The sequence below is a fragment of the Pseudomonas sp. CF161 genome (genome assembly GCF_000416215.1).
Classification (GTDB): Bacteria; Pseudomonadota; Gammaproteobacteria; order Pseudomonadales; family Pseudomonadaceae; genus Aquipseudomonas.
In genome coordinates this window covers 57,951-74,152 of sequence record NZ_ATLP01000031.1, presented here as the reverse complement: position 1 = coordinate 74,152, position 16,202 = coordinate 57,951, and the positions used below count along the sequence as shown (strand labels likewise).

Below are 16,202 nucleotides of genomic sequence, written 5' to 3'. Positions count from 1 at the left end.
ATTTATGAACGTTTCGGCAAGCCGGTGGCGGTGTTCGGGCCGGGCCTGCACGCCGGGCTGCCCTGGCCGCTGGGGCGGGTGTTGAGTGTGGAAAACGGCGTGGTGCACGAGTTGGCCACCAGCGTCGGCGAGGCGCCGCCACCGACCCAGGCCGAGCCGGCGGAAGGCCCGGCGCCGGTGGTCGCCAATCGGCTGTGGGACGCGAGCCACGTCAACGACAAGTCCCAGGTGATTGCCAGTGGCAGTGGCGACAAGCAGAGCTTCCAGATCGTCAATATGGACGTGCGGTTTGTCTACCGCATCGGCCTGGACGACAGGTCAGCGCTCGCGGCCACCTATAACAGCGCCGATGTGCCGAGCCTGATCCGCAGCACGGCCAGCCGGGTGCTGGTGCATGACTTTGCCTCGCGAACCCTCGACGGCCTGCTGGGCGCAGACCGCGGCAACCTGGCCGATGATATCGGGCGCGCGGTGCAGGCCGACCTGGCGCAACTGGACAGCGGGGTGGAAATCCTCGCCACCGTGGTCGAAGCCATTCATCCACCGGCTGGCGCCGCCAATGCCTATCACGGCGTACAGGCGGCGCAGATCGGCGCCCAGGCGCTGATTTCCCGGGAGCGGGGTGCGGCCAGCGAGCAAACCAACCAGGCTCATTTGCAAGCCAGTGTGCTGCGCGATCAGGCCCAGGCCACGGCCCACGAAGTGCAGGCGGCGGCCCAGGCCGCCGACCTGCGTTTCACGGCCGAGCAGAAGGCCTATGCCAACGCCGGCCAGGCGTTTGTGCTGGAGCAGTACCTGAGCCAGCTGACCCAGGGCCTGGCGCACGCCAAGTTGCTGATTCTCGATCACCGTCTGGGCGGCGACAGCGCGCCGACCATTGACCTGCGTTCTTTCAATCTACCGACCGAGCTTTCGGTGCCGCGTAAAACCGCTCAGCCAGGAGCCGCCCAGTGAGCCAGTCTTCCCCTACCCACGAGCATCACGACGATCACCCCGGTCACGCTCACAGTCATGGCGGCCACCATCACGGGCACCACCACCATCATCATGGCGAGTCGGCAGAGGCGGGGCCTTTCCCTTGGCGGCGCATGGGCTGGGCGCTGTTGCTGGTGCTGTTTGCCCTGGCCGCGGCGAGCCTGGTGCAAGTGCGCTCCGGCGAGGCCACGGTGATCACCCGCTTCGGCAACCCGGCCCGGGTGTTGCTCGACCCGGGCCTGGGGTGGCGCTGGCCGGCACCGTTCGAGGCGGCAATTGCGGTCGATCTGCGGCTGCGGACCACGTCCAGCGGTTTGCAGGATGTGGGCACCCGCGATGGCTTGCGCATCATCGTCCAGGCCTACGTGGCGTGGCAGGTGCAGGGTGACCCGGAAAACGTGAAGCGCTTTATGCGCGCGGTGCAAAACCAGCCGGATGAGGCGGCGCGGCAGATTCGTACCTTTGTCGGCTCGGCCCTGGAAACCACCGCCAGCAGTTTTGACCTGGCCAACCTGATCAACACCGACGCCAGCAAAGTGCAGATCGCCGACTTCGAGGCGCAGTTGCGCAAGCAGATCGAGCAGCAGTTGCTCAGTACCTACGGTGTGCGGGTGTTGCAGGTTGGGGTCGAGCGCCTGACTTTGCCCTCGGTGACCCTGACCGCCACCGTGGATCGCATGCGCGCCGAGCGTGAAACCATCGCCACCGAACGCACCGCCATCGGCAAGCGCGAAGCGGCGCAGATTCGCTCCGCCGCCGAGCGCGAAGCGCGCATGGTGCAAGCCGACGCCACGGTAAAAGCGGCCGAGATCGAAGCACAATCGCGGGTTGAAGCAGCGCAGATTTATGGCCGCGCCTACGCCGGCTCGCCCCAGCTGTACAACCTGCTGCGCTCCCTGGACACCCTGGGCACGGTGGTCACCCCCGGAACCAAGCTGATTTTGCGCACCGATGCGGCGCCGTTCCGGGTCTTGGTGGATGGACCGCCGAGCCTGGGCAACAAAGCGTCCGGGTCGCAGCCATGAGCGATAAGGTTCCACGTGGAACACATGAATTGGCCAGCCCCTGGATTCAGGCCGGTCGCCTAGCGTTTCTGGCGCTGTACGGCGTCACCGTCCTCGCGGCGGTGGCCTGGGCGTTTTCCAACGTAAGGCAAATCGATCCGCAAAACCGCGCGGTGGTGGTGCACTTTGGTGCCCTGGAACGGATTCAAAATGCCGGCCTGCTCCTGGCCTGGCCGCGTCCTTTTGAACAAGTGGTATTGCTGCCGGCGGCCGATCGGGTGATCGAGCGTCGGGTGACCAGCCTGTTGCGCTCCGATGCGGCGTTGCAAGGCGACCGGGTCGCCAGTTTTGCCACGCCCCTGAGCGACACCCTGGCCGGTTCCGGTTACCTGCTGACCGGTGATGCCGGGGTGGTGCAACTGGATGTGCGGGTGTTCTACAAGGTCAACGAGCCTTACGCCTTTGTCTTGCAGGGCGAACATGTGCTGCCGGCCCTCGACCGCCTGGTGACCCGCAGCGCCGTGGCACTGACCGCCGCCCGCGACCTGGACACCATCCTGGTCGCGCGGCCGGAACTGATCGGTGCCGACAACCTGGCCGCCGAACGCCGCGAGCGCTTGCGCGGCGATCTGGTGCAGGGCATCAACCAGCGCCTGACGGAGCTGACCGCCACCGGCCAGGGCCTGGGGATCGAAGTGACCCGGGTCGATGTGCAATCGAGCTTGCCCGGGCCCGCGGTCAGCGCTTTCAACGCGGTGCTGACGGCCAGCCAGCAGGCCGACAAGGCCGTGGCCAACGCCCGCACTGACGCCGAAAAACTCACCCAGGGCGCCAACGAACAGGCCGACCGGGCGTTGCAAGTGGCCCACGCCCAAGCCGGCGAGCGGCTGGCCAAGGCCCAGGCCGACACCGCGACCATCCAGAGCCTGGCGCTGGCCCAGCAGCAAGGCACCGACCCGGAGATGCTGCTGCGGATCTACCGCGAGCGCCTGCCGAAGATTCTCGGCCAGGCCGCCTCGGTGACCACGGTCAACCCTAAAGATGATTCCCGCCTGATCATTCAGGGAGCCGAACAATGACCGCCCACACCCATGCCGCTCCGCCCGCGAGCATGCTGACCTCCGCCGAACAGCGCAGTGCCGCCCGGCAATTGACCCTGGCCATGCTGGCCCTGGGGTTGCTCGGCCTGGGTCTGGCCTGGCGCTGGCTGGCCCCGGAGCAGGAGAGTGTCAGCCAATTGCTGCTGGGTGTGGCCTCGTTGCTGGTGGCGGTGCCGGTGATGCGCTCGGCCTGGTACAGCCTGCGCTACCCGAGCCTGCACGGCATCACCGATCAACTGATCGCCTTGGCGATGCTCGGTGCCTGGGCGACCGGCGACCTGCTGACGGCGGCGCTGCTGCCGATCATCATGATCTTCGGCCATGTGCTGGAAGAGCGCAGCGTCATCGGCTCCCAGGAAGCGATCCATGCCCTGGGCCGCCTGACCCGCAGTCATGCACGCCTGGTGCAGGCCGATGGCAGTGTGCGCGAAGTGGATAACTCGATCCTCAAGGCCGGCGACATCGTGGAAGTGCGCGCTGGCGACCGGGTGCCGGCCGATGGCCTGGTGTTGTCCGGACAGGCGAGCCTGGACACCGCGCCGATCACCGGCGAGTCGGTGCCGCTGGAGGCCAGCGTCGGCACCCTGGTATTTGGCGGGGCGATCAATCTCGATGGCTTGCTGCGCCTGGAAGTCACCCGCACCGGCAATGAGTCGACCCTGGGCAAGGTCATCGCCCTGATGCAAAGCGCCGAGCGTTCCAAGCCGCCCATCACCCGTCTGCTGGAGCGTTATGCCGGCAGCTACATGGTGCTGGTGTTGCTGCTGGCGGCGGTGACCTGGTTTGTCACCAACGACGCGCAAGCCATGCTCGCGGTCCTGGTGGCGGCCTGCCCCTGTGCGCTGGTGCTGTCGGCCCCGGCCACGGCCATTGCCGGGATCGCAGTGGCGGCGCGCCACGGCATATTGATCCGCAGCTCGGCCTTCCTCGAAGAGTTGGCCGACCTGACGTCGCTGGTGGTGGACAAGACCGGGACCCTGACTTACGGCACCCTGCGGTTGCAGTCCATCGACAGCCCGCAGCAAGACCACGGCGCGTTGCTCAGCCTGGCGGCCAGCCTCGGTTCCGCCAGCAGTCACCCGGTTAGCCGCGCCTTGGCCGGGTTGGTGGGCCAGGAACAGCTCCAGGCCCTGAGCGATATTCGTGAGCGCCAGGGCCTGGGCGTGGTGGCGCAGACCCTTGAGGGCGAAGCGGCCCTGGGTCGCCCCGAGCTGTTCGAGCAGTTGGGCATCAGCACCAGCCCGGTGCCGAGCCATGACGGGCCGATTGCCGGCCTGGCCTTGAATGGGGAGTTTCTGGCCTGGCTGCTGCTGGCAGACAGCATCAAACCCGAAGCGCGTGCTGCCCTCGATGAACTGCGCGAGTTGGGCCTGGGCCGCCAGTTGCTGCTGACCGGCGACCGACAGAGCGTGGCCGACAGCCTGGCGCTGGAGGTGGGGATTCGCGATGTGCAAGCCCAGGCCTTGCCGGAAGACAAACTCAACCGGGTGCTGCAAGAGATCGACAGCGGCTTCCGGCCGATGGTGGTGGGGGACGGGATCAACGATTCCCTGGCACTCAAGGCCGGCGTGGTCGGCGTGGCCATGGGCGCGGGCGGTGCCGATATCGCCCTGGCTTCGGCGGATGTGGTGCTGATCGGCAGCGACCTGCGGCGCCTCGGCACCTGTGTGCGCTTGAGTCGGCAATGTCGGCAGACCTTGCAGGTCAATGTGATCATCGGCCTGGGCTGGACCCTGGCGATTGTGGCCTTTGCCGCGTTCGGCTGGCTCGGTGCGGCAGGGGCGATGATCGCGGCAGTGCTGCACAACCTCAGCACGCTGCTGGTGCTGGGTAACGCCGGGCGCCTGCTGCGTTTCCAGGAGCCGCTGCTCAAACTCTGATGGGGGCGGTGAAGGTGCTTGGAACTTTGCCGAAGTGCACGACGTCCTCTGTCCAGAGGGCGTGGCTTTGCAGGTGAGCATTGGCGGGAATTTTGGGTACTCGATGGCGGTTTGCCCCATCGAGGCTCATAGAAACCGGCTATCAGATCGATAGCCTGCTAATTTTCACTGATGGTCTACCCTCATTTCAGACGTCTGAAACCAGGGGGTTATTCCATGCTCGCGCAACTTCCACCGGCCTTACAGAATCTGCATCTACCGCTTCGTCTGCGGCTCTGGGATGGCCACGAGTTCAATCTGGGGCCAGCCCCCAGCGTCACTATTGTGGTCAAGGACCCACAATTGGTTGCCCAATTCACCCACCCCAGCCTGGACCTGCTGGGGGGGGCCTTCGTTGAAGGCAAGCTGGAGCTCGAGGGCTCGATCAGCGACGTGATCCGAGTGTGTGACGAGTGGAGCCAGGCCCTGCTGGACGAGGACGACGATGTGCATCCGGCCCGCGCCGAGCACGACAAGGCCACCGACGCCGCCGCCATTTCCTACCATTACGACCTGTCCAACGCGTTCTACCAGCTCTGGCTCGACAGCGACATGGCCTATTCCTGCGCCTACTTCGAGACCGGCAGCGAAACCCTCGAACAAGCCCAGCAAGCCAAGTTCCGCCATCTGTGCCGCAAGCTGCGCCTGCAGCCCGGCGAGTATCTGCTGGATGTCGGCTGCGGCTGGGGGGGCCTGGCGCGCTATGCGGCGCGGGAATTCGGGGTCAAGGTTTTCGGCATCACCCTGAGCAAGGAACAGTTGGCCCTGGCCCGCGAGCGAGTGATCGCCGAAGGCCTGGAAGACCAGGTCGAGCTGCAGCTGCTCGACTACCGCGATCTGCCCCAGGACGGGCGCTTCGACAAGGTGGTCAGCGTCGGCATGTTCGAGCACGTCGGCCACGCCAACCTGGCCCAGTACTGCAAGACCCTGTTCGGCGCCGTGCGTGAAGGCGGGCTGGTGATGAACCACGGCATCACCGCCAAGCACACCGATGGGCGTCCGGTCGGACGTGGGGCCGGGGACTTTATCGAACGTTATGTCTTCCCCAATGGCGAGTTGCCGCACCTGGCGATGATCTCGGCCGAGATCAGCGAAGCGGGCCTGGAAGTGGTCGACGTCGAAAGCCTGCGCCTGCATTACGCGCGGACCCTGGACCACTGGAGCGAGCGCCTGGAGGACAACCTGGAGGCCGCCGGCAAGCTGGTGCCCGAACAGGCCCTGCGGATCTGGCGCCTGTACCTGGCCGGCTGCGCCTATGCGTTCGCCCGGGGCTGGATCAATCTGCACCAGATCCTCGCGGTCAAGGCCCGGGCCGATGGCAGCCATGAGCTGCCCTGGACCCGTGACGACCTGTACTACCCCTGAGCGTTAGAGGATCGGTGAGATCAGCCGGGCGACCCGCATGCCCAGTTGTTGCAGGCGGTGGGTTTCCCGGCTTTCTTCCTGGGCGATCTCGTGGGCCTGGGCGAAATCGGCGATCAGCATGTTTTCGACCTCGGCGGCGAACGCCTCGTCGACGGTCAGCAGCATCACTTCAAAATTGAGCCGGAACGAGCGGTTGTCCAGGTTGGCGCTGCCGATGGCGCTGATCTCGTTGTCCACCAGCACCACTTTCTGATGCAGGAACCCCGGCTGATAACGGAACACCCGCACCCCGGCCCGTACCGCTTCGAAGGCGTACAGGCTGGAGGCGGCATAGACGATGCGGTGGTCGGGCCGTGAGGGCAGCAGGATGCGCACATCGACTCCGCGCAGGGCCGCCAGGCGCAGGGCGGCGAACACGGCTTCGTCGGGGATGAAGTACGGGCTGGTGATCCACACCCGCTCGGTGGCGGCGTGGATCGCCTCGACAAAGAACAGCGAGCAGGTCTCACAAGGGTCGGCCGGGCCGCTGGCCAGGACCTGGCATAGCACCCCTTCATCGGGGTAGGTGTCCGGCAGGATCAGCGGCGGCAATTGCCGCGAGGCCCAGTACCAGTCTTCGGCGAACGACTCCTGCAGGCAGGCCACCACCGGGCCGCTGACTTGCACGTGGGTATCGCGCCACGGCGCCAGGGGCGGTTTTTTGCCCAGGTACTCGTCCCCCACGTTATGCCCACCAACAAACCCCAGCAGCCCATCGACCACGACAATCTTGCGGTGATTGCGAAAGTTGACCTGGAAGCGATTGAGCCAGCCGCTGCGGGTGGCGAAAGCATGCACCTCGACCCCGGCGTCGCGCAGGGTCTGTACATAGGCGTGGGGCAGGGAATGGCTGCCGATGCGGTCGTACAGCAGGTGAATGGCCACGCCTTCGGCGGCTTTTTTCAGCAGCAGGCTGTGCAGGCGACGCCCCAAGTCGTCGTCATGAATGATGAAGAACTGGATCAGCACCGCCGTCCGTGCCCGGCTGATGGCGTCGAAAATCGCCGCGAAGGTGGCGTCGCCATTGATCAACAGCTGCAATTGATTACTCGCCAGACAGGGCATGCGCCCCAGCTTGGGCATCGCCCGCAGCGACGCATAGGCCGCGGAGGCACGGGCGCTGAGGGCCTCTTCGATCCAGGGGCGCCAGTTCAGCTCGTTGATGGCTTTGCGCATTTCCAGGTTGGCCTGGCGTCGCGCCTTGATGTACGCATCGAAGGTGCTGCGGCCAAACACCAGGTAGGGGATCAGGGTCAGGTAGGGGATGAACATCAGCGACAGTGCCCAGGCAATCGCGCCTTGGGCCGTGCGCACGGTCAGCACCGCGTGGATGGCGGCGATCAATCCGAGGAAGTGCAACAGTGCGATCAAATAACCGAAGATATGCGGGCCGAAATAATCCATGGGGCAGCCTTGCTCCTGAAGACTCGATGCTTAACAGACCATGTTCCACGGCGAATGTCGCTATTTAATTGGCCATGCAACGCAAGTCGATTTTTGACGTCTAACGGCCACTACTGTCTAGGAGCTTCTCGATGAAACGTCGTTTACTGGGTTTGGCCATGGTGATGGGTGTTGCGCTTCCGCTGGCCGCTCAGGCGCAGATGCTGCAGCCCGGGCTATGGGAACTGACCAGCAGCAACATGAAGGTCGATGATCAGAACCTGCCGGACCTGTCGTTGATCCTTGGCCAGTTGCAGCAGCAGATGACCCCGGAACAACGGGCCATGCTGGAGAAACAGGGCGTGACCATGGGCGGCAAGGGGATCCGGGTGTGCCTGACCCAGGCCCAGGTGCAATCGGACAGCATCCCGCTGACAGACCCGCAATCGGGCTGCAAGCAGGAAGTCACCGACCGGACCGGCAACCAGTGGAAGTTCCGCTTCAACTGCCCGAAAGCCCAGGGCACCGGCGTTGCCAAGTTCCTCAGCGATCGTGAGTTCACCACCAATGTCCTCGGCACCTTCAATGCCACCGGCGTCCAGCAAAAGGGCAGCATGGACACCCGCGCCGTCTGGCTGGGGCAGGACTGCGGCACGGTCAAGCCACGGGCCTGAGCCCCGTAGCCGCTGGCGAGGCGCGAGACTGCGCCGGCCCTGCGCACCACCTCACACCGACCTGACCTGACCGACCTATGCGGCCCGCTTACAAGGCCGCTATTTTTTCCATGGCCTGGGGCAGGGTCAGGCGCCCGAGGTCTTCGCCGTTACGGTTGCGCAGGCTGACGAAGCCGCCGTCCTTTTCCCTGTCGCCCACCACCAGCAGGTAGGGCACTTTCTGTTGGCTGTGCTCGCGGATTTTGTAGCTGATCTTCTGGTTGCGCAGGTCGGCACTGGCGCGCAGCCCGCCCTGGCGCAGGGTGTCGCTGACGGCTTGGGCGTACTGTGCCTGGCCTTCGCTGATGTTCAGCACCACCGCCTGTTGCGGCGACAGCCAGCACGGCAGGGCGCCGCCGTAGTGCTCCAGCAGGATCCCGATAAAACGCTCCAGCGAACCAAACAGCGCACGGTGCAGCATCACCGGCTGCCGACGTTCGCCACCTTCGTCGATGTAACCGATATCGAAACGCCGCGGCAGGTTGAGGTCGACCTGCAGCGTGCCGCATTGCCAGTCGCGGCCAATGGCGTCGCGCAGCACGAACTCCAGCTTGGGCCCGTAGAACGCGCCTTCGCCCGGGTTGAGCTGATAGTCGATCGCCATGTTCGCCAGCGCCCCGCACAGGGCGCCTTCCAACTGATCCCAGGTCTCGTCGCTGCCGATGCGCTCGGCCGGCCGGGTCGAGAGCTTGACCCGGATATCGTCGAAACCGAAGTCGCGGTAGATGTCGAACACCAGGGCGATGGTGGCCTCGCATTCGGCCTGCATCTGCGCCACGGTGCAGAAGATATGCGCGTCGTCCTGGGTGAAGTGCCGCACCCGCAGCAGGCCGTGCAACGCGCCGGAGGGTTCGTAGCGATGCACCTTGCCGAACTCGGCGATGCGCAGCGGCAGGTCGCGGTAGCTCTTGAGGCCATGGCCGAAAATCGCCAGCGCCCCCGGGCAGTTCATCGGCTTGAGGGCCAGCACCCGATCGTCCTCGGTGTGTGAGGTGAACATATGGTCGCGGTAGTTCTGCCAGTGCCCGGAGATTTCCCAGAGGCTGCGGTCCATCACGTCCGGGGTGTTGACCTCCAGGTAACCGGCCCGCTCCTGACGTGCGCGCATGTACCCCAGCAACTGCTGGAACAGCGCCCAGCCCTTGGCATGCCAGAACACCGAACCCGGCGCGCAGTCGTCGAAATGGAACAGGTCCAGCTGTTGCCCGAGCTTGCGGTGGTCGCGCTTGCCGGCTTCTTCGACGCGCAACAGGTAGGCGTCGAGGTCTTTTTGCTGCGCCCAGCAGGTGCCGTAGATCCGCTGCATCGGTGCATTGCCCGCATCGCCCCGCCAGTAGGCCCCGGCGACCTTGGTCAGCTTGAAGGCCTGGAGGATGCCGGTGGAGCGCACATGGGGCCCGCGGCACAGGTCTTCAAAATCGCCCTGGCGGTACAGCGAGAGCAGCTCGGCCTCGGGCAGGGCGCGGATCAGCTCGACTTTGTAGTGCTCACCCAGGGCGCTGAAGTATTCCAGGGCATGATCGCGGGACAACTCGCGGCGCCGCAGGCTGTGGTTGGTGGCGGCGAGGCTGCGCATGCGGGCCTCGATCAGCGCCAGGTCGTCGGGGGTAAATGGCCGCTCATGGGCGAAGTCGTAGAAGAAGCCGTCGTCGATCACCGGACCGACGCCGACCTGCGCCGCGGGATACAGCTGCTTGACCGCCATCGCCAGCAGATGGGCGCAAGAGTGCCGCAGAATCTCCAGGCCCTCGGGGTCGCGGCCGGTGACGATGCTCACGCTGGCGTCCTGCTGCAGCAGGTGGGAGCAGTCCACCAGGCGGCCGTCGACGCGACCGGCGACGGCCGCCTTGGCCAGGCCGACGCCAATGCTGGCGGCGACCTCGAACACGGACAACGGCTGGTTGTACTCACGGTGCGAGCCATCGGGCAGGGTGATGCGGATCATCTGTGGCGGTCCTTGGAGGTGTAAAAACGACGGCAAAAAGACGCGAAGCGTGGCTCAGCGATTGAAGCGCAGCGGCAACCCTTGGCAGCTGTCGTACAGGCGTTCGCCGTGCCAGGCCAGTTGCCCGGAGACCACCGTGGTCGCGATGCTGTGACGAAAACTGCGCCCGGCGAACGGGGTCCAGCCGCATTGGGCGAGGATCGGCTGGCGGTCCACGGCCTTGCCGTCGGGCTCGGGCTGGATCAGTACCAGGTCGGCCCAATAGCCTTCGCGCAGGTAGCCTCGGTCGGGGATGGCGAACAGGTCGGCGACCCGGTGGCTGGTTTTTTCCACCAGGGTGGTCAGCGGCAAGACGCCATCGGCCACCAGTTCCAGCAGCGCGGGGAGGGCGTGCTGCACCAGCGGCAGGCCGCTGGGGGCGGCGTGGTACGGCAGCTGTTTTTGCGCCCAGGTATGGGGCGCGTGGTCGCTGCCGATCACGTCCAGCCGCTGAGTGAGCAGGGCCTGGCGCAGGGCGTCGCGGTCGGCCTGGGTCTTGATCGCCGGGTTGCACTTGATCAGGTTGCCCAGCTGCGGGTAGTCGCGGTCATCGAACAGCAGGTGGTGCAGGCAGACCTCGGCGCTGATGCGTTTCTCGGCCAGGGGCTTGTCCTCGAACAGCGCCAGTTCCCGGGCGCTGGTCAGGTGCAGCACGTGCAGGCGGGTGCCATGACGCCGGGCCAGTTCCACCGCCAGGGACGAGGAGCGATAGCAGGCCTCGGCGTCTCGGAGCAGCGGGTGGGCGCCCGGGTCAATCGGCTCGCCATGGCGCTCGCGCCACAGGCGTTCGTTGGCCTGGATGCTGGGGGTATGTTCGCAATGGGCCAGGAGCAGGGTCGGGACCTCGGCGAACAAGCGCTCCAGCACCTGCGGATCGTCCACCAGCAGGTTGCCGGTCGAGGCGCCCATGAAGACTTTGACCCCGGCCACCAGGCTCGGGTCGAGGGCGGCCACGGTGTCGAGGTTGTGGTGGCTGACCCCAAAGTGAAAGCCGTAGTTGGCCACCGAATTGATCGCCGCCCGCCGCTGTTTGTCTTCCAGGGCGGACAGGCTCAGGGTCGGCGGCTGGGTGTTGGGCATGTCCATGAAACTGGTGATGCCACCGGCCACCGCCGCCCGTGACTCGGTGTAGAAGCTGCCCTTGTCCGGCGCGCCGGGGTCGCGAAAGTGCACCTGGTCATCGATCATCCCCGGCACCAGCCATTGGCCCCGGGCGTCGATTTCCAGCGCGGCATTTTGATTGCTGATGCTGCTGGCGATGGTCTCGATCCGGCCGTGGCGCACCAGCAGGTCAGCGTCCACCTGCCGGCCTTCGTTGACCAGGCGGGCGTTGCGAATAAGGATCTGGCTCATGTTCAGAACTCGTTCTGCAAGGCTTTGTAGCCGAGCACCAGATCGACGTTGGTGCGCGCCACGTCTTCGGAAAACTCCGAGGCGCTGATGCTCACCGGGGGGAATTGCGAGAGGTCGGTGTTGGGGCCGATGCGGGTGGTGGAGGGCACGTAGAAGTCATCGGGCAGGTCGCGGCCGTCGACCACCGAGTTGTGGCGCACCACGCTGCCGTCGCCGACCACGCAGTTGAACAGCACGCTGTTGAAACCGATGAAGACTCGGTTACCCACCTGGCATGGGCCGTGGACGATGGAGCGGTGGGCGATGGAGGTGAATTCGCCGATGGTCACCGCCGCCCCGGACTTGGAGTGGATCACCACCCCATCCTGGATGTTGGAGTTGGCGCCGATGGTGATCGGGTCCATTTCCCCCAGGGCATTGACCTCGTCGGCGCGGATTACCGCATAGGGGCCGACGAACACGTTTTCACCGATCACCACCTTGCCGCAGATGATCGCGGTTTTATCGACATAGGCCGACTCGGCAATCAACGGCAGGTCGCCGGAAGGGTTTTTACGAATCATGGAACGGGCTCCTCAAGCGGTGCACTGATGACCTGCACCGCACCTTGGCGAATGGCGTTGTAAAAACAGCTGCGACGTCCGGTGTGGCAGGCCGGGCCCTGTTGTTCCACCCGCAGCAGAATGGCGTCGCCGTCGCAATCCAGGCGCGCCTCCACCAGGCGTTGGCGATGGCCGGAGCTTTCGCCTTTGCGCCACAGTTGCTGGCGCGAGCGCGACCAGTAGCAGACGTCACCGCTCTCCAGGGTCAGGGTCAGGGCCTGGCGGTTCATCCAGGCCAGCATCAGCACCTCGCCGCTGTCGTGTTGCTGGGCGATGGCGGCGATCAGCCCGGCGTCGTTCCACGGCAGGCCATCGAGCAGCGCATTCAGTGGCCAGCGACTGCCCAGGGCGGCGTGTTCCAGGTCGAGCAGCGATAACGGGGCGCGCGGGCTCATGGTTGGCTCAGGGCGTCGTAGAGGGTGTTGAGGTTGTATTCGAACAACCCGATGAAGGTACTGGCCGGACCTGTGGCGGCCAGGGCATCGGAATACAGGGTGCCGCCGATATGGGCGCCACTCTCTTCGGCGATCTGTTGCAGCAGGCGTGCGTCCTTGATGTTTTCCATGAACACCGCCTTGACCCTGGCATTGCGGATCTGGGTGATCAGCGCCGCGACTTCGGCGGCCGAAGGTTCGCGCTCGGTGGACAAACCCTGGGGCGCCAAAAAGTCGATGCCATAGGCCTGGCCCAGGTAGCCGAAGGCATCGTGGGAGGTGACGATCTTGCGGTTGCCCGGCGGCAGCGAGCCGAGCTTGGCCTTGGCTTCGGCCAGCAGGCGGTAGATCTGTTTCAGGTAGGCCTGGCTGTTGCGCTCATAGTCGGCCTTGTTGCCCGGGTCGGCGGCCACCAGGGCCTTGGTGATGTTGTTCACGTACAGCTCGGTGTTGGCCAGGTTGTGCCAGGCGTGGGGGTCGGGCACGGTTGCGCCGTCTTCATCCAGGGTGCGTGGAATCACCCCGCGGCTGGCGGTGATGACCGGGGTCTTGGTTGCGGTGCTGGCCACCAGACGATCGAGCCAGGGTTCGAAACCCAGGCCGTTCTTGATGATCAACCGGGCCTTGAGCAGGGCCCTGGCATCGTCCGGGCTCGGCTCGTAGGTGTGGGCATCGGCATCGGCGCCGACCATGTTGGTGATCTGGATATGATCGCCGCCCACCTGCTGGGTGATGTCGGCGAGGATGCTGAAACTGGTGACCACCTGGAGCTTGTCGGCGGCCTGGGCGGTCGACAGCGACAGCAGCAGGCCGAGCAGCACGAATAGAACGCGCATCGGGAAACACCTCATTGGGATGTGAGCAAAGGCGGGCGGCGCAGCAAACCGTGCACCGGACCGAACACCACGGACAGCAGGTACAGGCCGCCAGCCACCAGCACGATGGCCGGGCCGCTGGGCAGCGAGTAGTAAAACGACAGCAGCAGGCCGAGCCACACCGAGAGGCACCCGAGCACAGCGGCAAGGGTGATCAGCAGGGGCAGGCGGCGGCTCCAGAAGCGCGAGGCGGCGGCCGGCAGCATCATCAAGCCGACCACCATCAAGGCGCCGATGGCCTGGAAACCGATCACCAGATTGAGCACCACCAACGTCAGGAACAGCCCGTGGGCCAGGGGGCCGAGGCGGCTGACGGTTTGCAGGAACAGCGGGTCGAGGGTGTCCAGCAGCAGCGGTTTATAGATCAGGGCCATGGCCAGCAGGCTGAAGCCGCTGACCCAGAGCATGCCGTTCAGGGTCGGAGCGTCCACGGCCAGCGCCGAACCGAACAGCAGGTGCAACAGGTCCAGGCGCTTGCCGGCCAGGCCGAGAATCAGCACACCGCTGGCCAGGGAAATCGGGTAGATGGCGGCGAGGCTGGCATCTTCGCGCAGGCCGGTACGGCGAGTGATCCAGGCGGCGAGGCCGGCCATGCTCAAACCGGCGCCCAGGCCTCCGAGGGTCAGGGCCGGCAGGCTCAGCCCGGCGAACCAGAAGCCCAGAGCGGCGCCGGGCAAGATGCCGTGGGCCACTGCGTCGCCGATCAGACTCATGCGGCGCAGAATCAGAAACACGCCCAACGGTGCGGTGCTGCACGCCAGCACCAGCCCGCCGAGCAAGGCCCGGCGCATAAACACAAACTCGTTGAAGGGTTGCCAGAGCTGGGCGACGAGCATCACGCCACCTGCGCTTGCGGTTGGATCAGGTGCTGGCTGGGGCCGAACAGGCAGCCGCTGCTCTTGATCAACAGGGCCTGGAGCATGTGTTGGCGCACGGCGCCGAGGTCATGGCACACCAGGACCTGGGTCCGGCCCTCGGCGTGCCAGGCGTGGATGTGTTTCCACAGCAGGGCCTGGCCCAGTTCATCCAGCGCGGCGTGGGGTTCATCCAGCAGCAGCACCGGGGCCTGGCCCAGGCTCAGTCGGGCGAGCAGGGCACGTTGCAATTCACCGCCGGACAGCGCCATCAACGGCCGCTGTTCCAGGCCACCGAGGCACCAGTCTTCGAGCACCTTGTGCAACTGCTGCGCGCGGGTGGGGGCGTCGAGCTTGCTGCCCCAGAAACCAGCCGCCACCAGCTCCTGCAAGCTGATGGGGAACTGTCGATCCAGGTGCTGCTGTTGCGCCAAAAACGCCAGGCCGCCGCGCCGTGGAACCTCCAGCAATACCTTGCCGGCCAGCGGCTTTTGCAGGCCGGCGATGACTTTGAGCAGGCTGCTCTTGCCCGAGCCGTTGGCGCCGATGATGGCGGTCAAGCTGCCTTGGGGCAGGTGCAGATCCAGCGCTGGAGTCAGCGCCTGTCCCGGGGCACCCCAGCGCAATGCCTGGCAGCGGATCATGCCGCCTCCCAGTTGTAGCGGCTTTCGGCGACGGCATCGTGTGCGTGCAGGCTCTCGGCGTGAACCACCCGCAGGGCGAAGGCGTTGATCCCAGGGGAGCGTTTCAGGGCCAGGTGCAAACGGCGCGCGGCGTCTTCGCAGAACATCAGGTTCTGCCCATTGGCCAGGGCGAACGCTTGTTCGTCGGCGCGTTTGACCGCGGTTTGCACGGCGGTGCCGAGGGCGGTTTCGGCGTCGTTGATCAGGGCAATCAGCGGCAGTTGGTCCAGATAGTCGGCCAGGCGCAATTGCAATTGCGCGCTGCTGCGTTGGCTGTGAGGTGTGGCGACTATGCCTTTGGCCGAACCAAGCCAAGCCAGTACATCGGCGTGCTGCAACGGCTGATTGGCGAAGTCGTCGACAAACTGCTGCTGAATCAGCTGCCGTGAAAGAGCCGCCGAGCAGGGGCAGGTTGAGGAATAAGCTACGTCGATTTTTAGTTCCACGTGGAACATTGCGTTTTTCAGGCGTGCTTCGATGCTCACCGGGTAGCTCTTCCAACCGGCCAAGGGGCTGACCAGGGCCGGGCGTTTCAGCAACAGATCGGCGTGAATTCGCAGGTAGGCCTGTTGGGACAAACCTTGGTGGCTGTCGAGAAAACGCTGCAACACCCTGCGAATCAGCCCGGGGGTGAGGGGCTCGTTTTCGAGCATTTCCAACGCCAGGTACAGCCGCGACATATGAATGCCCCGCGCCTCGCCGTCATCCAGGCTGACTCCGGCATCTGCTGTGGCGCCGATCCGTTGGCCGTCGAACAACACAGGTAAGGCAATGCCGCACATGCCCACCCATTCCAGGGGCAAGGCTTGGCGTGCGGCCTGCGCGGCGATATCCGGCAGAGTCAGCGCATTCATGAGCAGGTCCATCGTGGGAAAGAGTTTGACATGTTATATTATAACAATGCGGCGAATGAAAACTT

At 65.4% G+C, this 16,202-nt stretch carries 15 protein-coding genes; 6 read left to right on the top strand and 9 right to left on the bottom strand.

Annotation, left to right across the window (positions count from 1 at the left end; genetic code table 11):
- The 5 genes from hflK (CF161_RS02145) to cfaB form a co-directional block, all read left to right on the top strand.
- A partial coding sequence (hflK, locus tag CF161_RS02145; protein WP_043228429.1) for a protease modulator HflK occupies positions 1-954 on the top strand: 954 nt, incomplete at its 5' end.
- Entirely contained in the window at positions 951-2,000 is a 1,050-nt protein-coding gene (hflC, locus tag CF161_RS02140) for a protease modulator HflC (protein ID WP_043228427.1), read from the top strand. The genes hflK (CF161_RS02145) and hflC, both read left to right, overlap by 4 nt.
- Positions 1,997-3,058, top strand: a complete 1,062-nt coding sequence (hflK, locus tag CF161_RS02135) for a protease modulator HflK (protein WP_043228423.1) — start codon at positions 1,997-1,999, stop codon at positions 3,056-3,058. Before hflC ends, hflK (CF161_RS02135) begins: the two co-directional genes overlap by 4 nt.
- Positions 3,055-4,959 carry a cation-translocating P-type ATPase gene (locus tag CF161_RS02130; RefSeq protein ID WP_020294900.1) on the top strand — a complete coding sequence of 635 codons (1,905 nt, stop codon included), beginning with the start codon at positions 3,055-3,057 and terminating at the stop codon, positions 4,957-4,959. Before hflK (CF161_RS02135) ends, CF161_RS02130 begins: the two co-directional genes overlap by 4 nt.
- A 216-nt stretch (positions 4,960-5,175) precedes the next feature.
- Positions 5,176-6,363: a C17 cyclopropane fatty acid synthase CfaB gene (gene cfaB / locus CF161_RS02125; RefSeq protein ID WP_020294899.1), complete on the top strand. Its 1,188-nt coding sequence runs from the start codon at positions 5,176-5,178 to the stop codon at positions 6,361-6,363.
- A gap of 3 nt (positions 6,364-6,366) precedes the next feature.
- Here cfaB and cls read toward each other — a convergent pair whose 3' ends face one another.
- The gene (gene cls / locus CF161_RS02120; RefSeq protein WP_020294898.1) at positions 6,367-7,806 is read right to left on the bottom strand and encodes a cardiolipin synthase; all 1,440 of its coding nucleotides are present in this window, start codon (positions 7,804-7,806) and stop codon (positions 6,367-6,369) included.
- A gap of 131 nt (positions 7,807-7,937) precedes the next feature.
- Here cls and CF161_RS02115 point away from each other — a divergent pair, with 131 nt between their 5' ends.
- The gene (locus CF161_RS02115) at positions 7,938-8,459 is read left to right on the top strand and encodes a DUF3617 domain-containing protein (protein ID WP_020294897.1); all 522 of its coding nucleotides are present in this window, start codon (positions 7,938-7,940) and stop codon (positions 8,457-8,459) included.
- A gap of 88 nt (positions 8,460-8,547) precedes the next feature.
- On the opposite strand, the gene thrS is transcribed toward CF161_RS02115, so the two are convergent.
- From thrS to folE2, 8 genes are read right to left on the bottom strand one after another with little or no spacing between them, the layout of a single operon-like run.
- Positions 8,548-10,443, bottom strand: a complete 1,896-nt coding sequence (gene thrS, locus CF161_RS02110) for a threonine--tRNA ligase (RefSeq protein WP_020294896.1) — start codon at positions 10,441-10,443, stop codon at positions 8,548-8,550.
- 54 nt (positions 10,444-10,497) lie between these two features.
- Positions 10,498-11,835, bottom strand: a complete 1,338-nt coding sequence (locus CF161_RS02105; protein WP_020294895.1) for a dihydroorotase — start codon at positions 11,833-11,835, stop codon at positions 10,498-10,500.
- Positions 11,836-11,837: 2 nt separating this feature from the next.
- Positions 11,838-12,398, bottom strand: coding sequence for a hexapeptide repeat-containing transferase (locus CF161_RS02100; protein WP_020294894.1), 561 nt, complete (start codon positions 12,396-12,398; stop codon positions 11,838-11,840).
- The gene (gene hisI / locus CF161_RS02095; RefSeq protein ID WP_020294893.1) at positions 12,395-12,832 is read right to left on the bottom strand and encodes a phosphoribosyl-AMP cyclohydrolase; all 438 of its coding nucleotides are present in this window, start codon (positions 12,830-12,832) and stop codon (positions 12,395-12,397) included. The genes CF161_RS02100 and hisI overlap by 4 nt, the downstream gene beginning before the upstream one ends.
- Positions 12,829-13,707, bottom strand: coding sequence for a metal ABC transporter substrate-binding protein (locus tag CF161_RS02090; RefSeq protein WP_020294892.1), 879 nt, complete (start codon positions 13,705-13,707; stop codon positions 12,829-12,831). Before CF161_RS02090 ends, hisI begins: the two co-directional genes overlap by 4 nt.
- An 11-nt stretch (positions 13,708-13,718) precedes the next feature.
- Complete coding sequence (locus CF161_RS02085; protein ID WP_020294891.1) at positions 13,719-14,582, bottom strand: metal ABC transporter permease; 864 nt, start codon at positions 14,580-14,582, stop codon at positions 13,719-13,721.
- The gene (locus tag CF161_RS02080; RefSeq protein ID WP_020294890.1) at positions 14,582-15,244 is read right to left on the bottom strand and encodes a metal ABC transporter ATP-binding protein; all 663 of its coding nucleotides are present in this window, start codon (positions 15,242-15,244) and stop codon (positions 14,582-14,584) included. Before CF161_RS02080 ends, CF161_RS02085 begins: the two co-directional genes overlap by 1 nt.
- Complete coding sequence (gene folE2 / locus CF161_RS02075; protein WP_020294889.1) at positions 15,241-16,137, bottom strand: GTP cyclohydrolase FolE2; 897 nt, start codon at positions 16,135-16,137, stop codon at positions 15,241-15,243. The genes CF161_RS02080 and folE2 overlap by 4 nt, the downstream gene beginning before the upstream one ends.
- Positions 16,138-16,202: the final 65 nt, after the last annotated feature.